This window comes from Terriglobales bacterium, from assembly GCA_035457425.1.
In the GTDB taxonomy this organism is placed as follows: domain Bacteria; phylum Acidobacteriota; class Terriglobia; order Terriglobales; family Acidobacteriaceae; genus JACPNR01.
Genome location: DATIBR010000083.1, coordinates 1 through 21,541 on the forward strand (window position 1 = coordinate 1; position 21,541 = coordinate 21,541).

Annotated in this window: 20 protein-coding genes; 12 read left to right on the forward strand and 8 right to left on the reverse strand. The window is 66.9% G+C overall.

What is annotated here, in order from left to right:
• Nucleotides 1-271: 271 nt before the first annotated feature.
• The 3 genes from VLA96_06025 to VLA96_06035 form a co-directional block, all read right to left on the reverse strand.
• A complete protein-coding gene (locus VLA96_06025; GenBank protein ID HSE48749.1) occupies nucleotides 272-613 on the reverse strand; it encodes a hypothetical protein in 342 nt (113 codons plus the stop codon).
• Nucleotides 614-1,485: 872 nt separating this feature from the next.
• Nucleotides 1,486-1,932: a hypothetical protein gene (locus tag VLA96_06030; GenBank protein ID HSE48750.1), complete on the reverse strand. Its 447-nt coding sequence runs from the start codon at nucleotides 1,930-1,932 to the stop codon at nucleotides 1,486-1,488.
• 325 nt (nucleotides 1,933-2,257) lie between these two features.
• Nucleotides 2,258-4,381, reverse strand: coding sequence for an ATPase, T2SS/T4P/T4SS family (locus tag VLA96_06035; protein HSE48751.1), 2,124 nt, complete (start codon nucleotides 4,379-4,381; stop codon nucleotides 2,258-2,260).
• Nucleotides 4,382-4,651: 270 nt separating this feature from the next.
• On the opposite strand from VLA96_06035, the gene VLA96_06040 reads away from it, so the two are divergent.
• Genes VLA96_06040 through VLA96_06050 form a run of 3 tightly spaced genes read left to right on the forward strand, consistent with a single transcriptional unit; the run spans nucleotide 4,652 to nucleotide 8,921 of the window.
• Nucleotides 4,652-6,778 (forward strand): HD domain-containing phosphohydrolase, encoded by a 2,127-nt coding sequence (locus VLA96_06040; protein ID HSE48752.1) that lies wholly within the window; start codon nucleotides 4,652-4,654, stop codon nucleotides 6,776-6,778.
• A 51-nt stretch (nucleotides 6,779-6,829) separates the two neighbouring features.
• Entirely contained in the window at nucleotides 6,830-8,275 is a 1,446-nt protein-coding gene (locus VLA96_06045; GenBank protein ID HSE48753.1) for a hypothetical protein, read from the forward strand.
• A gap of 22 nt (nucleotides 8,276-8,297) precedes the next feature.
• Complete coding sequence (locus VLA96_06050; protein HSE48754.1) at nucleotides 8,298-8,921, forward strand: hypothetical protein; 624 nt, start codon at nucleotides 8,298-8,300, stop codon at nucleotides 8,919-8,921.
• A gap of 103 nt (nucleotides 8,922-9,024) precedes the next feature.
• Here VLA96_06050 and VLA96_06055 read toward each other — a convergent pair whose 3' ends face one another.
• Nucleotides 9,025-10,677, reverse strand: coding sequence for an adenylate/guanylate cyclase domain-containing protein (locus VLA96_06055; GenBank protein HSE48755.1), 1,653 nt, complete (start codon nucleotides 10,675-10,677; stop codon nucleotides 9,025-9,027).
• 78 nt (nucleotides 10,678-10,755) lie between these two features.
• Here VLA96_06055 and VLA96_06060 point away from each other — a divergent pair, with 78 nt between their 5' ends.
• The 8 genes from VLA96_06060 to der all read left to right on the forward strand — a co-directional run bounded on the left by VLA96_06060 (nucleotide 10,756) and on the right by der (nucleotide 17,155).
• Nucleotides 10,756-11,400: a hypothetical protein gene (locus VLA96_06060; GenBank protein HSE48756.1), complete on the forward strand. Its 645-nt coding sequence runs from the start codon at nucleotides 10,756-10,758 to the stop codon at nucleotides 11,398-11,400.
• A gap of 115 nt (nucleotides 11,401-11,515) precedes the next feature.
• Nucleotides 11,516-11,776: a transcriptional regulator gene (locus VLA96_06065; protein HSE48757.1), complete on the forward strand. Its 261-nt coding sequence runs from the start codon at nucleotides 11,516-11,518 to the stop codon at nucleotides 11,774-11,776.
• 110 nt (nucleotides 11,777-11,886) lie between these two features.
• On the forward strand, nucleotides 11,887-12,591 hold the full coding sequence (uppS, locus tag VLA96_06070) for a polyprenyl diphosphate synthase (GenBank protein ID HSE48758.1): 705 nt from the start codon (nucleotides 11,887-11,889) through the stop codon (nucleotides 12,589-12,591).
• Nucleotides 12,592-12,686: 95 nt separating this feature from the next.
• A complete protein-coding gene (locus VLA96_06075) occupies nucleotides 12,687-13,055 on the forward strand; it encodes a hypothetical protein (protein ID HSE48759.1) in 369 nt (122 codons plus the stop codon).
• Nucleotides 13,033-14,331: a divalent metal cation transporter gene (locus tag VLA96_06080; protein HSE48760.1), complete on the forward strand. Its 1,299-nt coding sequence runs from the start codon at nucleotides 13,033-13,035 to the stop codon at nucleotides 14,329-14,331. The genes VLA96_06075 and VLA96_06080 overlap by 23 nt, the downstream gene beginning before the upstream one ends.
• A 56-nt stretch (nucleotides 14,332-14,387) precedes the next feature.
• The gene (locus VLA96_06085; protein ID HSE48761.1) at nucleotides 14,388-15,077 is read left to right on the forward strand and encodes a cupin domain-containing protein; all 690 of its coding nucleotides are present in this window, start codon (nucleotides 14,388-14,390) and stop codon (nucleotides 15,075-15,077) included.
• Nucleotides 15,078-15,230: 153 nt separating this feature from the next.
• Nucleotides 15,231-15,638 (forward strand): hypothetical protein, encoded by a 408-nt coding sequence (locus VLA96_06090; protein HSE48762.1) that lies wholly within the window; start codon nucleotides 15,231-15,233, stop codon nucleotides 15,636-15,638.
• 95 nt (nucleotides 15,639-15,733) lie between these two features.
• Nucleotides 15,734-17,155 carry a ribosome biogenesis GTPase Der gene (gene der / locus VLA96_06095; protein HSE48763.1) on the forward strand — a complete coding sequence of 474 codons (1,422 nt, stop codon included), beginning with the start codon at nucleotides 15,734-15,736 and terminating at the stop codon, nucleotides 17,153-17,155.
• A gap of 187 nt (nucleotides 17,156-17,342) precedes the next feature.
• Here der and VLA96_06100 read toward each other — a convergent pair whose 3' ends face one another.
• Nucleotides 17,343-18,425 carry a hypothetical protein gene (locus tag VLA96_06100; GenBank protein HSE48764.1) on the reverse strand — a complete coding sequence of 361 codons (1,083 nt, stop codon included), beginning with the start codon at nucleotides 18,423-18,425 and terminating at the stop codon, nucleotides 17,343-17,345.
• Between the two features lie 92 nt (nucleotides 18,426-18,517).
• On the opposite strand from VLA96_06100, the gene VLA96_06105 reads away from it, so the two are divergent.
• Complete coding sequence (locus tag VLA96_06105) at nucleotides 18,518-19,363, forward strand: M48 family metalloprotease (GenBank protein HSE48765.1); 846 nt, start codon at nucleotides 18,518-18,520, stop codon at nucleotides 19,361-19,363.
• Here VLA96_06105 and trmFO read toward each other — a convergent pair.
• From trmFO to VLA96_06120, 3 genes are all read right to left on the reverse strand, one after another.
• On the reverse strand, nucleotides 19,329-20,678 hold the full coding sequence (gene trmFO, locus VLA96_06110; protein ID HSE48766.1) for a methylenetetrahydrofolate--tRNA-(uracil(54)-C(5))-methyltransferase (FADH(2)-oxidizing) TrmFO: 1,350 nt from the start codon (nucleotides 20,676-20,678) through the stop codon (nucleotides 19,329-19,331). The genes VLA96_06105 and trmFO overlap by 35 nt on opposite strands.
• Before the next feature lie 54 nt (nucleotides 20,679-20,732).
• The gene (locus VLA96_06115; GenBank protein ID HSE48767.1) at nucleotides 20,733-21,224 is read right to left on the reverse strand and encodes a GNAT family N-acetyltransferase; all 492 of its coding nucleotides are present in this window, start codon (nucleotides 21,222-21,224) and stop codon (nucleotides 20,733-20,735) included.
• Nucleotides 21,225-21,334: 110 nt separating this feature from the next.
• Nucleotides 21,335-21,541, reverse strand: a 207-nt coding sequence (locus VLA96_06120) for a SelB C-terminal domain-containing protein (GenBank protein ID HSE48768.1), incomplete at its 5' end; no start/stop codon positions are given.

Below are 21,541 nucleotides of genomic sequence, written 5' to 3' on the forward strand. Positions count from 1 at the left end.
GGCAGCGCCCCGAACGACGGCACCTCGCCGCTGATCTTGTCGAACAGGAAGACCTTCATCACGCCCGACGCTCCGTACACCAGCGCCGCCAGCCCCTGCAGCACCCATAACAGGATGTTCATGCACGGGATTATCGCTCAGCGGGAGCGATTTCCGAGCGCTGCTTATTGCTCATCGCTGCCTCAACCGGTCCGCCTGCCCAGCGCTGGGGCGGCGCGCATGTACGGCGGGTTATTGGCGCACGGCGGGAGGATTCCAGGCTTGTGGTCTCTCAGTCGTCATCCGCGACCGACACAAGACTCTCATTTACGGCCTGTAAATCGGACTCAAGCGCTTCGAGGCTCGAGTCGACCTGCGAAGTAGAGTTCTCAACCTCGCCAACGACATCCTGCCAATTGTTGTAGGCAAAGTCGTCCACGTTCGACTTTAGCTCGTCCACCTGGCTGCGCAGCTCACTGGCGTCTGCTTCCGTTCGCTCAGCCTCGGCCCTCGCCACGGCGAGCTGCCTATTCAGACGTTTAACTTCACGTGAGGACTGATACCACCCAGCTCCAAAAATGATTACCAGGATCAGCAGGAAACAGCCGGAGGAAGACCCTCGGCCCTCTTCCATGTAACCTCCTCGCCGGAATGCAGCGCTACCTTGATCTGATAAGGACGAGACTTAAGACGGCAAGCGCGACGTCATACATGCATGAAGAGATTGTTACCCACGTCCCGTTCTTCAGATGGAAGGGTCCGATGTTCTGAAAATATGCTACGGACCGGCTGTAGACCCACCATACCAAGAGGAAAGCACACACCATAAAGACGGCAAGGGCCGTTGCCCATGGACCCGGGCTCGGCATCCGCATGACGACAACCACACACGCCACAAAAGATGAAATTGCGGTTGTCAATACTGTCAATCGAGTGAGTGCGAATGCAATATGGTCACTAAGCACGGTAAAACCACGGTAGAAATCACGGCAAGTTTTCCCGCAAGGCGCTGCGAACGTTGGCTTTACCGCTGTCGGCGCCAAAAAGAGAGGGGGGGTGGGGTACCCCGATACCGTGATTCGGACGCTCCGTCCCGCCGAGCGGGCCTGCGCGCGGGCGCTGCGCGCGGCTCGGAAGTGGTCTTTTCGTTCCCCTTACACACGGCTCACGCCCTTCGTCGCTGCGCGAGTCAGGCCTGAAGGCCTGACCTGCCAATGCCGCGCGCTGCGGGCGAGCTGGACCCGATCCACTCTGTGTCTCTGTGTCTCTGTGGTGGATTTGGATTCTGATCCGCGTTGATCCGCGGTAAGCAGTTCGGCTCAGGTTTTCTCGCAGAGCCTTTTCAGCCTCCGCGGTGAGCAGGTTCTCGATCCGCGTTCCTCCGCCCCTCGGCTGCGCTCGGGGCAGGCGAAAGGCCATCCGCGGCGAAAAGAAGTCCTCGGTGTACTCAGCGCCTCGGCGTTGAAGGTCTCCTGGCGACTAGCGACTGACGACTAGCGACTGGTTCTACCCGCCGCAGAGTTTCTTGAGCTCGGGGAGGTAGGCGTCCATGAAGCGGTGGACGAAGTCGTCGATGAGGGAGCCGGGCAGGGGGAGGGAGCCCTCGATGTCGATGACGTACTGGATGTGGGTGCCGCCGCCGGTGGCGCCGGCAGCGTCGCCGCGCGAGGGCTCCAAGAGGATCTGGGTGTGGTTGGTGTAGCCCATGCCGTGGCTCATGATGTCGATGACGCGGCCGGGGTGGGCGGCGAGCACGCGCTGCTTATGCTGCGCGCGGAAGGGAACCAGGGTCTCGACCTCGCGGACGCTGTCGGGCTGCCAGGGCTCGCCCTGGACCCACTGGATCTTGCCGTAGACCTCGGAGCCCTGCCAGGCGTCGGAGCTGGTGATGCGGTCGTAGGCGTCGGCGGGAGAGCAGGGGACGTCGAGGGAGTAGTCGAAGTGGCGGGGCACGAAACCAGTTTCTAGTTTCCGGTTTCCAGTTTCCAGTGAAATCGGAGCCGAAGATCCACCACAGAGACACAGAGGCACAGAGGAAAGCAAAAGGCAAAAGGCAAAAGAGAAGCGATTAACGATTAGCCGTTAGCGATTAGCCAAGGCGTGGTCCCTCGACTCGTCCGCCACGGCGGCCTCGCTCGGGATGACAAATCGCGGGGAAGCGCGGCGGACTCGCTCGGGATGAAGCGCGGCCGCTCAAGGGATGACAGCGGAGAAAAAAAGCCCGCTCGAGTGAGCGGGCCATCGGGAAACGGGAAACCGGAAACCGGAAACGGGTTCGTTACTCCTGAACTGAAACCACCTGTAAGACTTCATCCACCGTCGTGAGGCCCTGGCGGATGAGCCAGGCGGAGTACATGCGGAGGTCGAGCATACCGTCCTCGATGGCGGCCTTGTGGATGTCCTCGGTGAGGGCGGCCTTGGCGACCATCTGGCGGAGGCGGGCGTTCATGACCATGACCTCGTAGATGCCGACGCGGCCGCGGACGCCCTTGCCGCCGCAGGCGTCGCAGCCCTTGCCCTTGTAGATGGTCTCGCCGGGCGTGAGGCCGAGGTACTGCGCGGTGGCCTCGTCGACCTGGTAAGCCTCCTTGCAGTTCTGGCAGAGGCGGCGGGCGAGGCGCTGCGCCATCACGCCGACGGTGGAAGCGGAGATGAGGAACGGCTCGACGTCCATCTCGCCCAGGCGGGTGAAGGCGCCGGCGGCGGAGTTGGTGTGCAGCGTGGTGAAGACCATGTGGCCGGTGAGGGCGGCTTCGACGGCGATGTGCGCGGTCTCCTTGTCGCGGGTCTCGCCGACGAGGATGACGTCGGGGTCCTGGCGGAGGAAGGCGCGGAGGATGCGAGCGAAGTCGAGGCCGATGTCCTTGTTGGCCTGGATCTGGTTGACGCCGGCGAGGTCGTACTCGATGGGGTCCTCGGCGGTGGAGATGTTGACCTCAGGGTCGTTGATCTCGGCGAGCGCGGAGTAGAGGGTGGTGGTCTTGCCGGAGCCGGTGGGGCCGGTGACGTACATGATGCCGTAGGGCTGGGCGACGAGGTCGCGGATCTTCTTGAGGATGTCGGGGTGGGCGACGACCTTGTCGAGTCCGAGCGTGGTGTTGGACTTGTCGAGGATGCGCATGCAGATCTTCTCGCCCCACTTGGCGGGGACGGTGGAGACGCGGAAGTCGATGGGCTTGCCTTCCATGTTGACGGAGATGCGGCCGTCCTGCGGCAGGCGTTTTTCGCTGATGTCGAGCTTGGAGAGGATCTTGCAGCGCGAAATGAGGCCGAGCTGGACCTTCTTGGGCAGGTTCTGGACGATCTGGAGGGCGCCGTCCTGGCGGAAGCGGACGACGACGTCCTTCTCCATGGGCTCGATGTGGATGTCGCTGGCGCCCTTCTTGATGGCGAGGCCGAGGATGGAGTTGACGAGGCGGATGATGGGCGCGTCCTCGGAGGCGGCGGTGAGCTCCTGCTTGTTGTCGGACATGGACTGGGACTGCATGTCCTCGGTCATCTGGAGGTCGCGGATGATGTCGGACTGGAGGAGGTCGATGGTGACCTCGGCCTTCTTCTCGGCGACGAGCTCGACGGGCTTGGACTGCTCCTTGCCGAGCTGCGCCTGGAGCTTCTCCTCTTCCTTGCGGGTGAGCTCCTGGTAGGTGGTGTTCATGAACTTGCGGAAGTCGTCTTCGGTCATGACGACGGGCTCGATCATGACGCCCTTGATGATGCGGCGGATGTCGTCGAGCGCGAGGATGTTGTTGGGGTTGGTCATGGCGAGGGTGAGGCGGTTGTTGGCGAAGGCGACCGGGATCATCTTGTGCTGCAGCATCATGGTCTGGGGCAGGAGCTGGAGGACGCGGGCATCGAAGTTCATCTTGGAGAGGTTGATGTACTCGATGCCGACGTGCTGCGAGGCGGCCTCCACGCGCTCGGCGAGGATGGTGGTGAGCGCGATGCCGATCTTCGGATACTGCATGAGCAGGTCCTGGAAGTCCTTCTGCTCGAGGACGGCGCAGGTGGTGGGCTGGACGGCGGTGACGGTGGCGGTGCGCGGCTTGCCGGTCAAGAGCGACATCTCGCCGAAGTTCTGGCCGGGACCCATCTCGGTGAGGAGGAAGTCGATGCCGGTGACGGTGTCCTTCTTGCGGACCTCGACCTGGCCGGCGGTGATGAAGAACATGGAATTGCCGGGCGCGCCTTCGCGGACGATGATCTGGTTGGGCGGGAAGTCGCGGCGCTTCATGCGCTTGACCACTTCGGAGCACTCGAGGATGGAGAGGCCGCTGAAGAGCTTGATGCGCTGCAGGAAGTGCTCGGGGGCGGGTGCGGCAGCGGCCGGAGCCGGCGCGGGTGCGGCGGCAGCGGCGGTAGCGCCGGTCCCGGTCGGCGGGACGGAAGTGGTCGGGGTCGCCATCACAGATCTCCTTGTTACTGAACCTGGGAACGGAGTTATCGCAAACTAACGGGGGAAGGGCCGCGATTATACCTCAGTCAATGGCGGTTGGGCGGTGGTCTTTGGGGGCGGGCGAGGGCCCGGCCCGGGCGAGGGCAATGCGCGGCAAGGCCTGATTTGGCGCGGTCGGGAGGGCAGGGGAAGGCTGCGGACGCGCCTAGCTGTTTCTGATATAGTTAGCCGCCAACGTCGAGAACTCCCCCCTCTCGGACGGCACGTCCGAAGCAAAAGATGAGCACATCCGCGACGACCACCATGGTGCTGGCTGCGGGGACGCAGGCGCGTCCGCTGCCGTTCGTGGTGTACTTCGGCGGAGACGAGATCGGGAAGAAGGCGATGCTGGGGGTGCAGAAGTACCGGCGCATCCCGTACGAGAACCTGACGGAGCAGTCGGGGGACGTGGAGCGGGTGCTGTTCGTCTCGCGCGAAGAGCTGATCGAGGAGCATTACAACGCGTGCCGGGCGCCCAACCTGCGGGTGATCGCGCTCTCGGGGAAGCGGTTCAAAGACCCGCGGCTGGACGGGATCGTGTATTCGTACCTGCCGCCGGAGACGCCGACGGACCTGGTGGAGCGGATGGTGGACAACGCCATCGACCACATCCACCTGATCCTGTCGCGGCGGGAGCTGGGCGAGAAGCTGGCGCACGCGACGCACGAGATCAACGAGCTGAACAAGATCGGGGCGGCGCTGTCGGCGGAGCACGATACCGAGAAGCTGCTGGAGCTGATCCTGACGAAGTCGCGCGAGATCACGATGGCGGACGCGGGGTCGTTGTACATCGTGGAGAACGCGCCGGTGGACGACCTGGGGAGCGACACGGCGAAGATCCTGGCGCACGACGAGACGTCGCCGGACGCGATGAAGATGCTGCCGGCGGAAACGGCGGCGAAGACGGCGATCCAGGCGAGCAAGCTGGGGAAGCTGGCGGAGCACAGCGAGAAGCACATCAAGAAACAGCTGCGGTTCAAGCTGGCGCAGAACGACTCGGTGCAGATCCCGTTCCGGGAGCACGTGATGGAGATCTCGAACCGGTCGATCGCGGGATACGTGGCGCAGACGGCGGAGGTGGTGAACATCCCGGACGCGTACCACATGCCGGACGAGGTGCCGTACTCGATCAACCGGAAGTTCGACGAGGACTCGGGCTACCGGACGAAGTCGATCCTGGCGGTCCCGATGCGGAACCAGAAGGACGAGATCGTCGGGGTGGTGCAGCTGATCAACGCGAAGCGGAAGTGGGACGTGAAGCTGCTGAAGATCGCGGACGTGGTGAACCACGTGACGCCGTTCGCGACGCGGCAGCAGGAGATCATCCAGTCGCTGGCGAGCCAGGCGGCGGTGGCGCTGGAGAATTCGCGGCTGTACGAGGCGATCCAGCGGCTGTTCGAAGGGTTCGTGCGGGCGAGCGTCATCGCGATCGAGGCGCGCGACCCGACCACGAGCGGCCATTCGTTCCGGGTGGCGAACCTGACGGTGGCGCTGGCGGAGGCGGTGGACCGCGCGGAGGCCGGGCCGTACGCGGGCGTGAAGTTCACGCGCACGGAGATGAAAGAGATCCGCTACGCGAGCCTGCTGCACGATTTCGGCAAGGTCGGCGTGCGCGAGGAAGTGCTGGTCAAGGCGAAGAAGCTCTACCCGGCGCAGCTGGAGCTGATCCGGCAGAGGTTCCACTTCGTGAAGCGGACGATGGAGAACCTGGCGCTGCGGTCGAAGCTCGACTACGCGCTCGAGAAAGGCCGCGAGCAGTACCTGAAGGAGCAGCCGAAGTTCGACGCCGACCTGGCGAAGCAGGTGGAGGAAGCCGACCGATACTTCCAGACCATCCTGGAATCGAACGAGCCGACGGTGCTGCCGGAGGGGAACTTCGACAAGCTGGTGGACATCGCGGCGCGGCACTATCTGGACTTCGACGGCGAGGAGAAGGCGCTGCTGACCGAGGACGAGGTGCGGCTGCTGAGCATCCGAAAAGGGTCGCTGGACGACGAAGAGCGGAAGCAGATCGAGTCGCACGTGGTGCACACCTTCAACTTCCTGCAGCAGATCCCGTGGACGAAGGAGATCCGGAACATCCCGGCGATCGCGCGCGGGCACCACGAGAAGCTGAACGGGCTGGGATATCCGTACAAGCTGAGCGCGCCGGAGATCCCGGTGCAGACGCGCATGATGACGATCTCCGACATCTTCGACGCGCTGTCGGCGGCGGACCGGCCGTACAAGAAGGCGATCTCGATGGAGCGCGCGCTGGAGATCCTGGGCTACGCGGTGAAAGACGGCGAGATCGACGGGCCGCTGTTCGAGGTGTTCAAGGACGCGCGCGTGTTCGACCGCTGGAAGATCGAGCCGTATCCGTACTAGTCCACAGTGCACAGTCCACAGTCCACAGTGGCGGCGCCGGACCCCAACAACATGAAGAAGCGACTGATCGCGCTGCTATTGCTGTTGGCGGCGATGGCCGCGCTGCCGGCGCTCGCGGGCGAGCGCGCGATGTCGGACAAAGAGAAGCAGGAGCTGGTCGGGGCGGTGGGGAAGGTGCTGGCGTTCTTCGAGAGCGACCTGGGGCTGAAGGCGCGCGCGCCGGTCGAGCTGGAGTTCACGACGCAGGAGAAGATCCTGGCGCAGTCGCGCGAAGAAGCGGCGAAGCAGGAAGCCGAATCGCGCGAGGCGAACCAGGCGCACGAGCTGCTGCTGAAGAAGCTGGGGCTGGTGCCGCGGGATTTCTCGATCGAGCAGTGGGAGACGGAGAGCCATCCGCGGCTGATCCTGGCGTACTACAGCCCGGAGAAGAAGAAGCTGTACCTGCTGGAGACGCTGGCGCGCGGGCAGCGCGAGCCGGTGCTGGTGCACGAACTGATGCACGCGGTGGAGGACCAGCACTTTTCCATCGAGGAGTACATGCGCGGGGGGAGCGAGGCGGAGGCGAAGGCGGCGAACCGGAGCGAGGACGGGCACCGTCCGACCTTCGACGACGGCGCGTTCGCGCGCAAGGCCGTGATCGAAGGGCACGCGATGTACGCGACGGTGCAGTACCTGTGGTCGAAGTCGAGCCGGTACGCGACCTTCGGGATGAGCAGCCGGCAGGAGTTCATCCGGCAGGCGGAATCGGCGTTCCCCAGCATGAGCAAAGAGAACAAGGAGCTGGTGAAGAAGACGCCGCTCTACCTGAGCGCGAGCGCGGAGTTCCCGTACTGGACAGGCGGGTTCGAGTTCGTGACCGGGCTGAGCCGGAGCGGCGGGCCCAAGCTGGCGTACAACGAGCCGATCGCGCGGCCTCCGACGAGCGCGCGCGAGATCATGATGCCGGAGAACTACCTGAAGAAGGAGCCGGTGCCGCAGATGGACCTGCCGAAGCTCGGTGCGCTGCTGGGCGAAGAGCACAAGCTGCTGTGGATCGAGACCGCCGGGCAGCTCGACGTCGCGCTGATGGCGGAGCAGTTCGCGGGCAAGGGGAAGGCGGGCGGCCTGGCGCCGAAGTGGCGCGGCGGGCGGTGGTACCTGTTCACGACCAAGGGCGAGAGCAAGGGGCTGACGACCAAGGACGTGGAACTGGTGTACGTCTCGCAATGGCAGAAAAAAGATGCGGCGGAGGATTTTGCCGAGGTGTACGCGAAGGCGGTCGGCAAGAAGTATCCGGGGGCGGGCGCGGCGGCGCGCGACGGGAACCGGCGGGTGTGGCAGACGGAGGAAGGGACGGTCTCCGTGGAGTTCGCGGGCGAGCGCGTGCTGGTGCTGGAGAGCTTTGATGGGGCGTCGGCGGAGAAGCTGCGCGGGGCGTTGCTCACGCGACCGCTTTCCGGCGATAGGGGTTCTTCGACTCGGCGCGGGAATGGTTCGCCCGCGCCTCGCTCAGAATGACAACTCTGGATGGTGTGAACTCATGACGAAGATCGGGTTGGCGTTGGCGTTCTCGCTGTTGGCAGTCGCGGCGCAGGCGGCGGAGATCGCGGGGACGGTGAAGGTCGTCGGGCGGAAGAGCGAGGTGCCGACGTACGTCTATGCCGAGCCGCTCGAGGGCGGCGCGGCCGCGAAGCCGGGGCGCTTCACCATGAAGCAGCTCAACAAGCAGATCACGCCGCACGTGCTGGTGATCCCGGTGGGGTCGACGGTGGACTTCGACAACCAGGACCCGATCCTGCACAACGTCTTCACCAAGCAGAAGCCGGGGGAGTTCGACCTGGGGCTGTACAAGACGTCGAAGCCGGTGGTGTTCAAGACGGCGAACACGTACCGGGTGTTCTGCAACATCCATCCGGAGATGACGGCGGTGATCCACGTGGTGCCGACCAGCTACATCGCGGAGGTCGCCGCGGACGGCCGCTACAAGCTGGACGTGCCGGCGGGGAAGTATCGCGTGACGGCGTGGTCGGAGCGCGCGACACCGGCGACAGCCGAGGCCGCGGCGGGCGGTGCGGGTCCGGCGCTCACGCTGGACGAGTCGAAGTACGTGGAGCTGCCGCACAAGAACAAGTTTGGGAAGGATTACGAGTACAAGGCGCGGTAGTCCACAGTCCACGGTCCACAGGGACCGAAATGCAGGTCCCTCGACTCCCGCTCGCCCGCCACGGCGGGCTCGCGCTCGCTCGGGATGACCTCCGAAAAGTGCGCTAGGCGTTATGGGCGCGCGCGGTGATGCGCATGCGGTAGACCTCGACGGGGCGGCTGAAGCCTTTCACTTCCATCGGTTCGAGGCGCTCGGCGGCGACCAGGTCCTGGACCAGCTTGTAGGTGCTCTCGGCGAGGAGGACCTCGCCGGCGGCAGCCTTGGCGCAGAGGCGCGAGCAGAGGTTCACGTTCGAGCCGATGACGGTGAAATCCTGGCGGTCGGCGCTGCCGATGGAGCCGAGCACGACCTCGCCGGTCACGATGCCGACGCCGACCTGCAGAGGATCGCGGGCGGGATTGGCGGCGTTCCAGTCGGCGACGGCCTTGTGGATCTCGAGCGCGCAGCGGATGGCGTTGAGGGCCATGTCCTGGCCGGAAAAGATGGCGACGACGCAGTCGCCGACGTACTTGTCGATGTCGCCGGAGAACTTCTTCACTTTTTCCGCCTGGAGCGAGAGGCAGGAGTTGAGCATGGCGACGACTTCTTCCGGCTGCTTGTGCTCGGAGAGCGTGGTGAAGCCACGCATGTCGGAGAAGAAGATGGTGAGCTGCAGGCGCTCGCCGCGGGTGAGCTCGTGGCCGACGTTGGAGCGGACGCGCTCCATGGCAGAGCGGGAGACGAACTTCTGGAGGTCGCGGCGCTCGCGCAGGCCCTCGGTCATGTGATTGAAGCTGGCGGCGAGGGAGCCGATCTCGTCGCCGGGGGGAAGATCGAGGCGGAAGTCGAAGTTGCCGGCGGCGACCTCGCTGGTGCCGTGCTCGAGGCGGGCGATGGGCGCGGTGACGGAGCGCGCGAGGACGGCCGAGCCGACGATGCCAACGAGCGCGACGACGAGGCCGAGGGCGATGAGGCCGAGCTGGATGCCGCGGTAGGGCGCGAGGGCTTCGGAGCGCGACTTCAGCACAACGGCGAGGGGCCCTGTGCTTTCCAGCGGCGCGGCGATGGCGGAGAAGGCTTCGCCGGCGAGTTCGAGGCGCGTCTGGGTTGCGGTGACGCGCTGCTCCCATTCGGCGCGGGTCTTCCAGGCGGTGCGCGACTGGGAGAGGGAGGAGCCGAGGACGCGGTCGGAGGAAGCGAGCACGACGTCGGCGCCGGAAAGCTCGGCGAGGCGGCGCGCCCAGGCGTCGTCGACGGCGACGCCGGCGACGAGGAAGCCGAAGAGCGTGGAGCCGGCGGAGGCGGGCACGGCGGTGGCCTGGTAGACGCGGCCGTCGATGGCGAGGAAGCCGCGCGCGGGGCGACCGGCGAGCAGGTCGGCGGTCCAGGCGGGGGCTTCGGCGAGCGCGGCGGGGTCGGCGGAGTCGGTGCGCGCGAGCACCTTGCCGGCGGAATCGAGCGCGAGGAGGAGGTCGAGCGAGTTGGCGGCGCGCTGGGTGTCGAGGAAATCGCGGATGGTGGGCAGGTCGCGGGTGTCGAGCAGCGCCTTGAGGTCGGGATAGGAGGCGAGGTTGCGGGCGAGGTAGTCGAGGCGGTCGAAGCGCTCGGCGGAGGCCTGCTGGACGCGCTTGCGTCCCTGGTCGAGGTCGGTGGCGAGGCGCTGGTTGACGAAGCGGTCGGCCTGCCAGTTGACGAAGACCAGCATGGCGGCGAGCAGCGCCACCAGCAGGGAGCTGGCGTAGAGGAGGATCTTCCAGCGCAGGCGGAGTCGGGGCATCGGAAGCGGGATTCTACCGTAGCTTTGTAATGAAAAGTACTTGACAACTCGCGCGGCGGGGGATACTTCTAAGCCAGCATGGGGGAGAACCCACATCACGGGCGGAAGCCGGCGGGGCGGAAGCTGATCCCGTTCGAGGCGCCGGAGGGCGAGCCGCTGGCCGAGGTGCGGCTGGAAGACCTGAATTACATCCGGCAGACGATGGCGAGCGCAGGGTCGTTCACGGCGGTGAGCGGGCGGGGGCAGATGCTGGTGGGCGCGACCGCGCTGGCGGCGGCGGCGATCTCGAAGCACATGTTCCTGGGCTCGGGGTGGATGACGGTGTGGCTGGCCGAGGCGGCGGTGGCGATCGCGATCGCGCTGTGGAGCTCGGAGCGGAAGGCGAAGCGGATGGGCGTGCCGCTGTGGACGGCGGTGGCGCGCAAGTTCGTGCTGGCGCTGTTGCCGCCGCTGATCGCGGGCGGCGTGCTGACGGTGGTGCTGTGGTACTCCGGGAACCGCACCATGGTGCCGGGCGTGTGGCTGCTGCTGTACGGCACGGCGGTGGTGACGGGAGGAAGCTTCTCGGTGCGGGCGGTGCCGCTGATGGGTTACTGCTTCATGGTGCTGGGCGGGGTGGCGCTGATGGTGCCGCTGGGCTGGGCGTGGCTGCTGCTGGGCGCGGGGTTCGGCGGGCTGCACCTGGTGTTCGGATACGTGATCGCGAGGGAGCATGGCGGGTAACGCGAAGAGCGCAACACCAAGGACACAAAGGTCGCACGAAGGACCTCACGGAAAGGTACGACGGCGGGAGGCTTCGGCGGCGGCGCCGGGGCTCGACCCGCTCATCCACGAGCGGATGCGGCTGGGGATCGTGAGCGCGCTGGCGGTGAACGACAAGCTGAGCTTCAACGAGTTGAAGGCGCTGCTCGCGACCACCGACGGCAACCTGAGCGTGCACGCGCGCAAGCTGGAAGAGGGCGGGTACGTGGCGTGCAACAAATATTTCGAGGGCAGGACGCCGCGGACGGATTTTCGGCTGACGGCGGCCGGACGCAGGGCGCTGGAGAAGTACCTGGACGAGATGGAAGGGCTGATCAAGGCGACGAGGCATTTGTGATCTGCGATCTGTGATTTGCGATTTGTGATCTGTGATTTGCGACGGCGGCGGAAGCCGCTTTTTTGAGGGCTAGTCACTTTATGGGGCAAAGTGGATTCGCAGGGCTGCATGTGGCGCTGGTGATGGACGGCAACGGGCGGTGGGCGGTGGAGCGCGGGCTGCCGCGCGTCGCCGGGCACCGGGCGGGGGCGGAGGCGGCGCGGAAGATCATCCGGGCGGCGCCGGACTGCGGCATCGGGACGATGACGCTCTACGGGTTCTCGTCGGACAACTGGAAGCGTCCGGCGGAAGAGGTGGGGGCGCTGATGGGGCTCCTGCGGAAGTACCTGCTGGGCGAGCGCGCGGAGTGCGTGGCGAACGGAGTGCGGATGACGGTGATCGGGCGGCGCGACCGCCTGGCGCCGGAGGTGGTGGAGGCGATCGCGGCGGCGGAGCGCGACACGGCTTGTGGCGCGCGACTGTTGCTGCGGCTGGCGGTGGATCACTCGGCGCGGGATGCGATCGTGCGGGCGTCGGGCGAACCGGCGGGGGACCGCGAGAGCTTCCGCGCGCGGCTGGCGGCGGCGCAGAACTGCGAGTGCGCGCCCGACGTCGACCTATTAATAAGGACGGGCGGGGAGCAGCGGCTCTCGGATTTCCTGCTGTGGGAGTGCGCCTACACCGAGCTCTTCTTCCTGAAGAAGATGTGGCCGGAGTTCACGCCGGCGGACCTGCGGGAGGTCGTGGAGGAGTTCGGCCAGCGCGACCGGCGGTACGGGATGGTCAAGGCGGAGTTGCGAGTCCCGAGTCCCGAGTTGCGAGTGGCCGGGGACTAGGCCGGGGCCCGGCGGAGGGCGGCTGGGCAAAGACCGACGACCGACCGCCAACGACGCCACGCCAACCTGAGCTGCTGCGGGAGCGTCCTACAGGGGTGGACGCGAAGACCGCGATCGCGGTGGTGACGAACTTCCTGATCATCGGGGGCCTGGTGCTGTACGGGTTCGCGCTGTTCGCGGAGTACCACGCGCGGGGGCGCTGGGCGAAGAACCTGACGGCGCTGCTGGCCGGGCTGGGGATGCTGGTGCTGGCGTTCGCGCTGATGATCACGCCGCAGAACGCGGAGGTGATCGCACGCATCGCGTCGACGAACGCGTCGCGCGTGTTCCTGTGGATCTCGAGCGCGCTGCTGCTGGCGGCGATGGCGTCGTTCGGGATCATCACGTTCGCGCGGCCGCTGCGGCTGGAGCTGGAGCACAGGCTCTCCCGGGACCGGAGCAGTGAGATTCCCAAAGTTCCCTAGGACCGAATACCGCAAAGGCACGCCGCAGGACCGCGGGCGCGTGGTGCAGTTTCCCGGCGGCGGCGACGAGCCGCTGCCGCGGCAGCCCTGGCTACGGCGGCTGCTGCCGGGGGTGGTGACGGGCGCGGCCGACGTGGACCCGGCGCTGGTGCTGACGGCAACGGTGGCGGGCGCGATGTACCAGTACTCCACGCTGTGGGTGGTGCTGCTGTGCGTGCCGTTCCTGCTGAACGTGTTCCGGGTGACGGCGCGTATCGGGCACCAGACGCGGCAGGGGCTGGTGGACCTGCTGCGGCTGCACTACGGGCGGCGAGTGGCGCTGGCGTGCGCGCTGCTGGTGATCGCGATCAACATGGCGATGATCGTGGCGGACCTGATGGCGGTGAGCGAGGCGATGTCGATCATCGCGGGGCAGAGCCGGATGTACTTCGTGGCGCTGGCGGCGTTCTCGATCTGGTACATGCTGATCTTCCGCGACTACGTGAAGATCACGAAAGCGCTGCTGTTCCTGGCGCTGCCGCTGTTCATCTACGTGGCGGCGGCGCTGATCGTGGCGCCGGCGCCGCGGGAGCTGGTGTTGCGGACGCTGGTCCCGGAGGTGCCGCACAGCGCCGGCTACATGATGACGGTGATCGCGCTGGCGGGCTCGCTGCTGACGCCCTACATCCTGGTGTGGAACACGAGCTCGCGGCGGGAGCAGGCGATCATCGGGCACGAGCTGCACGCGGCGGATTCGCACGCCGGGACGGTGGTGACCACGCTGCTGTCGTACTGCATCATCCTAGCGGCGGGGGCGACGCTGGCGATGAAGGCGAGCGGCGAGCTGACGGTGCGGCGTGCCGCCGAGGCGCTGCGGCCGGCGGTCGGCGACCTGGGCGGCATCCTGTTCGCGCTGGGGATCCTGGGCGCGGGGATGGTGGCGCTGCCCATCCTGGTGGCGTCGATGTGCTACGCGATCTCCGAGGCGATGGAGTGGAAGGCGGGGCTGAGCGAGCATCCGTGGGAAGCCGGCAGGTTCTACGCGCTGATCTCGGCGGCGCTGTTCCTGGCGGCGTTCGCGAACCTGTTCCCCATCAACCCGGTGACGGCGATGTTCTGGTCGCAGGCGCTGGCCGGAGTGCTGGTCGTCCCCATCCTGATCTTCACGCTGGTGCTGGCGAACGACCGCCGAGTCATGCGGACGGTGAACTCGTTCGGGGAGAACTTCTGGATCGGGGCGGCCGCGGGTGGGATGTGCGCGGCGGTCGGCGTGTATGGGTGGATGAAGATCTTCTAGGCGCAGCTCTGGCGTTTGATGTAAGTCCAAGGCGAAAGCACTACAATGGCGCGGCCATGAGACGTCTCACGTTGTTGCTGCTGGTGTCGGCGGTGTTATGGGCGCAGGAAGCTGCCGCGCCTGTCCCGGTGGACCAAGAGCCGATGCACCACCTGTTCCTCGAGAATAGCTACGTAAAGGTCTACAAGGTGGAGGTGCCGGCGGGCGGGCGGACGCTGATGCACCAGCACGACCGCGACTACCTGTTCGTCATCCTGGGGGATGCCGACATCACGAACGCGCGGCAGGGCGCGCCGCCGGTGCAGCAGAAGCTGAAAGACGGCGACGTGGCGTACGCCAAGGGCGGGTTCGCGCACGTCGCCATCAACAACGACGCGAAGAAGCCGTTCCGCAACGTGACCATCGAGGTGATGAAAGACAAGCCGGAGGCGAACGCGGGGGCGGCGCAGCAGTTGGTGGGAGCGGGCATGAGCAGCACGTGGATGGTGGACAACGAGCGCGCGCACGCCGAGAAGATCGAGCTGGAGCCGGGGGCGGCGCAGCCGGCGCACGATCACAAGGTGCCGCACCTGGTCGTCTTCCTGACCGACGGGAAGATGCAGAACGAGGTCGCCGGCAAGGCGAAGAAGAGCGTGTTCGAGGTGAAGGCGGGCGAGGTGGAGTGGGCGTCGGAGAGCGGGTTCACGCACGCGCTGCGCAACGTGGGGACCGAGCCGGTGCGCTGGGTGATGGTCGAGATCAAGTAGCTTTATCGGCGCTTCGGCCCAAAGGCGGGGCCTGAGCGCGGGCCTTCGGCAGAGTGGATGCTCGCTGCGCTCGCGTCTTTTCGGCCGCGCGCTTCGCGCCCCCGACTGAAGTCGGGGGCCTAGCGAGCGGCGGCCCCTCCGAAGTCAAAGTCAATGTATGGTGAGCTCGTGAGCGAGACGGTCGAGCAGATGGTGTTCGGATACGCCAGCCAGGCGGTGGAGCAGGCGCGCGCGCAGAAGATGGAACTGGATTACAGCGAGGCGAGCGTGGAGCGGCTGGAGGCGCTGCTGAGCGAGGGGCCGGCGGCGGATGCCGAGACCTGCAAGATGTGGGGCGCGTACTTCGGCGAGGTGGTGCGGCGGAAGTTCGGCGGCGACTGGTCGATCGAGACGTATCCGGGGCAGCAGTTCGCCACGCTGACGCTGACGGTGCAGGGCGCGAAGCTGTTCCCGTCGATGAAGATCTACCGGCGGCTGACGCAGGGGGCGAGCGAGGACCTGCGGACGTTCTACGCGAGCGTGAAAGAGAAGCTGGGGAAGCAATCTTCACGCGTGAATTAGGAACACCTACCACAGAGACACAGAGACACAGAGAACGGCGCCGTGGGGGCGAGTCTGATAGCCTCGGTACGGAGCCCGCACTCCTGCCGCACGCCATGAAGACACCCACCATCGCCATCGTCGGACGCCCGAACGTGGGGAAGTCCACGCTCTTCAACCGGATCGTGGGGTCGCGTCGCGCGATCGTGGGAGACGAGCCGGGCATCACGCGCGACCGCCTGTACGGGGAGGCGGAGTGGGGGCGGCGCAAGTTCCGCGTGATCGACACCGGCGGGATCGTCCCGGAAGACAAAGACCTGATCCCGGCGGAGATCTTCCGGCACGCGAAGATGGCGTTCGACGAGGCGGCGGCGGTGGTGATGGTGGTGGACCTGCGCACCGAGCTGGCTGCGCCCGACCTGGAGCTGGCGCGCCTGCTGATCCGCACCGGCAAGCCGCTGTTCCTCGCCGTCAACAAGGTCGACGACCCGAAGCTGGAAGCTGAGGCGGAGAACTTCCGGCGGCTGGGCATCAAGGAAGTCTGGCCGATCTCGGCGGAGCACGGGACGGGCGTGGCGGAGCTGCTGGACGCGGTGGTGGCGATCCTGCCGGGGGAAGAAGAAGCGGGGAACGCAGAGAGGGCAGAGGACGAAGGAGAGGGCGCGGAGAAGAGCGCCGAAGAGAGCGGCGAGCCGGAGGAGATCAAGGTGGCGATCATCGGGCGGCCGAACGTGGGGAAGTCGACGCTGCTGAACGCGCTGACGGGGGCGGAGCGCGCCATCGTCTCGCCCATCCCCGGCACCACGCGCGACGCGGTGGACGAGCTGGTGGAGCGCGACGGGCGGAAGTTCCGGTTCATCGACACGGCGGGCATCCGCAGAAAAGGCAAGACGCGGCTGATGGCGGAGAAGCTCTCGGTGGTGATGGCGCGGAAGCACATGGAAGCGGCGGACGTGACGCTGCTGGTGCTGGACGCGGTGAGCGGCGTGGAGAACGCCGAGCAGACCATCGGCGGGTACGCGCACGAGAGCGGGCGCTCGGTGCTCGTGGTGGTCAACAAGTGGGACCTGGTGGGGCAGGGGCGCAAGGACGGGCAGCGTCCGGCCGACCGCAAGCTCTACGAGGAGCAGATCCGCGCGGCGCTCAAGTTCCTGCCGTACGCGCCGGTGGTGTTCGTGTCGGCGGCGGAGAACAAGGGGATCGACCGGCTGTACACGGCGCTGGCGGAGGTGGCGAGCGAGCGCTACAAGCGGGTCTCGACCGGCGAGATGAACCGCTTCCTGAAGAGCGTGGACTTCGAGCGGGCGTCGGTGCCGTATGCGCGCAAGGTGAAGATCTACTACATGACGCAGGTGTCGGTGGGGCCGCCCACCTTCCTGCTGTTCACCAACAAAGACGTGAAGCTGCACTTCAGCTACGAGCGCTACCTGGAGAACCGGATCCGCGAGGCGTTCGGGTTCCTGGGGACGCCGCTGCGGCTGCGCGTCCGCGCAAGAGAGAAGCGGGAGTACATCCCCAAGCCGAAAAAGCGGAAATGAAAACAGGAGGAGAGGAGGAAAACTCTTTACTTCTTGTTTTCTGGCGGTGTGCGAGAGGTCTGCCTCATGAAGAAGAGGTAGCGAGAGGAGTGGCGGGCGAGTCGACCTCCTCCGCACCAAAGTATGGCAAGCGGCTGGCCCCGGGCCGCGGCTCGAGCGCGCTGCGAGCTGCCGGCCGCGAGCCGGTCTAGGCCGGGGCGGGGCCTGGCTCGGCTGGGGGCGGCATGATGGGCGGCGCCACGGGCGCAGGCGGCGGCGCGGGCGGCTCGGGGTAGAGCGCGAGCTCGAGCGGGCGATAGCGGCGTCCGAAGAACAGCAGGGCGTAGGACTGGAAGAAGACGCCGATGGGCGCGCCGAGCAATCCCATCACGAAGAAGATGAGCAGGAAGAAGATGAGCCCGGCGAGGACGGCGAGGAAGATGGTGAGCGGGTTCCAGGTGAGGTGGAGCGCGGCGGCGAGCACGCCGATGATGATGCCGACAGGGAGCGCGAGCACCAGCAGGATGATGAACGAGGCGATGCCGGCAGCGACGGCGGCGGCCATGGCGAGCACGATCTTCATGCCGATGTAGGCGAGGTAGTCGACGAGGTTGGCGGTGATCATGGGGCGGAGGCGGGCCCAGGCGTCGAGGGCGCTGACGCCGTCCATGGCCATGATGGGGATGACGAAGTCCCTGGTGAGGACGAAGACGAGCGCGCCGGCGAGGAAGAAGCAGAGGGCGAGGAGCGCGGCGAACATGAGGACGAGGATGGCGATGGGCGAGCCGGACTTGACGCCGCTGACGCTGCCCACGATGAGCAGGATGCAGAAGCCGAGCGCGAACATCATGATGGCGAGGTAGCCGAGCACCCACCAGAAGAAGCGGGTGCCGTGGTGCTGCCAGCGCGCGAAGCCCTCGCGCAGGCGATAACGGCCGGTCAGCACGACGTCGAAGAGCACGAAGCGGAAGACGCACGCCAGGTACATGAAGACCAGGGTGATGACCAGGCCGGCGAGGACGAGGACCGCGATGGCAGCGATGGAGAGCCCGGCCCAGGGCGGAGCGGCGGCGAGGAAGCGGTCGCCAGCGCGGCCGGACTTGTCGAGGATCTCGGCGGGGATGCGAAAGACGTTGCCGCCGCCGCCGGCCTCGCCTGTCAGGACAGCGATGAAGGCCATGCGCCACCAGAACGACCAGCGGAAGGGATGAAAGAGCAGGTCGCCGGCGCGGCTGAAGGCGCCGGAGATGGCGTCGAGGGCGTTGAGCGGCACGGCCATAGGTTGCGGCACGAAATTACTTGGGAGCGGGGGCCGCGTCCAGTGTTTTCGCGCGCCACCAACTCGGGCGGCGGGCCGCCCATCTCACAGACGGGAGTCCAGCCATGCGCCGTTCACCCAGACTCATCATTGCCGTCGTGATCCTGGCAGTGTCGTTTATCGGTTACTACATGAAGCGGGACGTGAACCCGGTCACGGGCGAGGTGCAGCACGTCTCGCTGACGGCGGACCAGGAGGTGGCGCTGGGGCTGGAGTCGGCGCCGCAGATGGCGGCGCAGTTCGGCGGCGCGGATCCCGACCCGGTGGCGCAGGCCGAGGTGGAGCGCGTGGGGCGCTGGGTGGTGGAGCACAGCGCGGCGAAGGACGCGCCCTACCAGTTCCAGTTCACGCTGCTGCGCGATCCCGAGACGGTGAACGCGTTCGCGCTGCCGGGCGGGCCGGTGTTCATCACGCGCGGGTTGCTGAAGCGGCTGGAGAACGAGGCGCAGCTTGCCGGGGTGCTGGGGCACGAGGTGGGGCACGTGGTGGGGCGGCACGCGGCCGAGCACATCGCGAAGAGCCAGCTGGCGCAGGGCATCGTGGGGGCGGTGGCGGTGGGAAGCTCGGACGAGTACGGGCGCGGGCAGAGCGCGGCGATGGTCGCGGCGTTCGCGGCGCAGATGGCGCAGCTGCGCTACGGGCGGAACGACGAGCTGGAGTCGGACCGGCTGGGAGTGGACTTCATGTCGGCCGCGGGCTACGACCCGCGCGCGATGCTGCGGGTGATGGAGATCCTGGCGGAGAGCTCGAAGGGCGGGCGGCAGCCGGAGTTCATGAGCACGCACCCCAACCCCGGGAACCGCGAGCAGCAGATCCAGGCGGAGATCCAGAAGAAGTATCCGAGCGGGGTGCCGGCGGAGCTGAAGCTGAAAGGCGTCAGCGAGCGAGCGGCAGGGGCGCCGGCGCGCTGAGGCGCGCGAGCCACTCGGCGCAGGCGGTGAGCGCGCGCTCGCACTGGAGGCGGTGGCGCTCCTTCTTGTCGCGGACCCGCTTGCGGGTTTCGTCGTCGAGCGGCGCGAGCAGGTCGAAGGTGATGTTGGCCGGCTGGAAGTTCTTGGCGGGCGCGTGCGTGATGTAGTGGACGAGCGAGCCGAGGGCGGTGGCGCGCGGCGGCGGCTGCGGCGTCTCGCCGCGGACGAGCGCGGCCGTCGTCAGGCCGGCGAGCTGGCCGGCGGCGATGGATTCGGTGTAGCCCTCGACGCCGCAGATCTGGCCGGCGAAGAGCACGCGCGGGTGTTGCTTCATCTGCAGGGTCTCCGAAAGCAGCGTGGGCGCGTTGATGTAGGTATTGCGGTGGATCTGGCCGTAGCGCAGGAACTTCGCGTTCTCGAGGCCGGGGATGAGGCGCAGGACGCGCGCCTGCTCGCCGAACTTCAAATGGTTCTGGAAGCCGACGAGGTTGTAGGAGTCGGCGCGCAGGTTCTCCTGGCGGAGCTGGACGACGGCGTAGGGGCGCTGCCCAGTGCGCGGATCGATGAGGCCGACGGGCTTCATGGGGCCGAAGCGCAGGGTGTCGCGGCCGCGGCGCGCGATCTCCTCGATGGGCAGGCAGCCTTCGAAATAATTCAGCTTCTCCCAGTCCTTTTCTTCGACGGCCTGCGCGGAGAGCAGCGCGTCGTAGAAGCGGTCGTACTCGTCCCTGGTGAAGGGGCAGTTGATGTAGTCGGCGGTGCCCTTGCCGTAGCGGGCGGCGAGGTAGACGCGCGCGCGGTCGATGGAGTCGGCGTCGACGATGGGGGAGATGGAGTCGTAGAAGTAAAGATGGTCCGAGCCGGAGAGGCGGGCGACTTCCTGCGAGAGGGCGTCGGAGGTGAGCGGGCCGGTGGCGACGATGGTGAGGCCGGCGGATTCGTCGATGCGCGTGACCTCTTCGCGGCGGACGGTGATGAGCGGTTCGCGGGCGATGGCGTCGGTGACGCGGGCGGCGAAGGCGTCGCGGTCGACGGCGAGCGCGTGGCCGGCCGGGACGGAGGTCGCGCGGGCGAGCTCGAGCAGGAGCGAGCCGGCGCGGCGCATCTCCTCCTTCAGCAGCCAGGGCGCGGTGTTCAGGCTCTCCGATTTCAGCGAGTTCGAGCAGACGAGCTCGGCGAACTTGTCGGTCTGGTGCGCGGGCGTCTGGCGGACCGGGCGCATCTCGCAGAGCTCGACGGCGATGCCGCGGCGGGCGAGCTGCCACGCGGCTTCGCAGCCGGCGAGGCCGGCGCCGATCACCGTTACCTGTGACATGGTGTTCCGACCGCGATTTGTGATTTGTAATTTGCGATTTGTAATCTCAAACCTTCACACCTTCCGGCTGCCCGACAGCCTCTTGAGCGGCTCGCCCATGATGCGGACGACCTGCCACTCCTTCAGCACTTCGGCGCCCAGACCCTCGTAGAAGTCGATGGCGGGCTGGTTCCAGTCGAGCACGTTCCAACGCATGCCGTAACACTCTTTCTCGACCGCGATGCGCGCCAACTCGACCAGCAGCGCCTTGCCCAGGCCCTGGCCGCGGTGCGCGGGCGGGACGAACAGGTCCTCCAGGAACAGGCCCCAGCGTCCGAGCCAGGTGGAGTAGTTGAAGAAGTAGAGCGCGAAGCCGGCGGGGCGGCCGTCGAGCTCGGCGATGAGCACCCAGAACCTGGGCTGGCCGGAGGCGGGGAAGCCATCGCGCAGGATGTCGGCCTCGGTGGCGACGACCTGCTCGGGCGCGCGCTCGTACTCCGCGAGGCCGTGGATGAACTCGAGGATGAGCGCGGCGTCGTGCTTCGTGGCCGGGCGGACGGAGACCATCTGCCCATTATAAGAACCCGCGGACGGCGGGGAGGTCGTCGGTCGTCGGCCCTCGGTCGTCGGCCATGCGGGATCGTTGCGGCCGACAGCCGACGACCAACGACCGACGACTACAGAATGACCCGCTCGTCCCCAACTCTCCTCGTGACGCGCTCGCGGTCGAGCCACTCGAGCAGCGGGATGGCGTACTTGCGGGAGACGCCGGTGAGGTCCTTGAACTTCGCCACGTCGAGCCTGGGGGAGGTCTTCTTATAGGCGGCGAGCTGATCGCGGAGGGCGGCGAGCGCGGAGCGGTGGAAGACGAGGTCGTCGCCCAG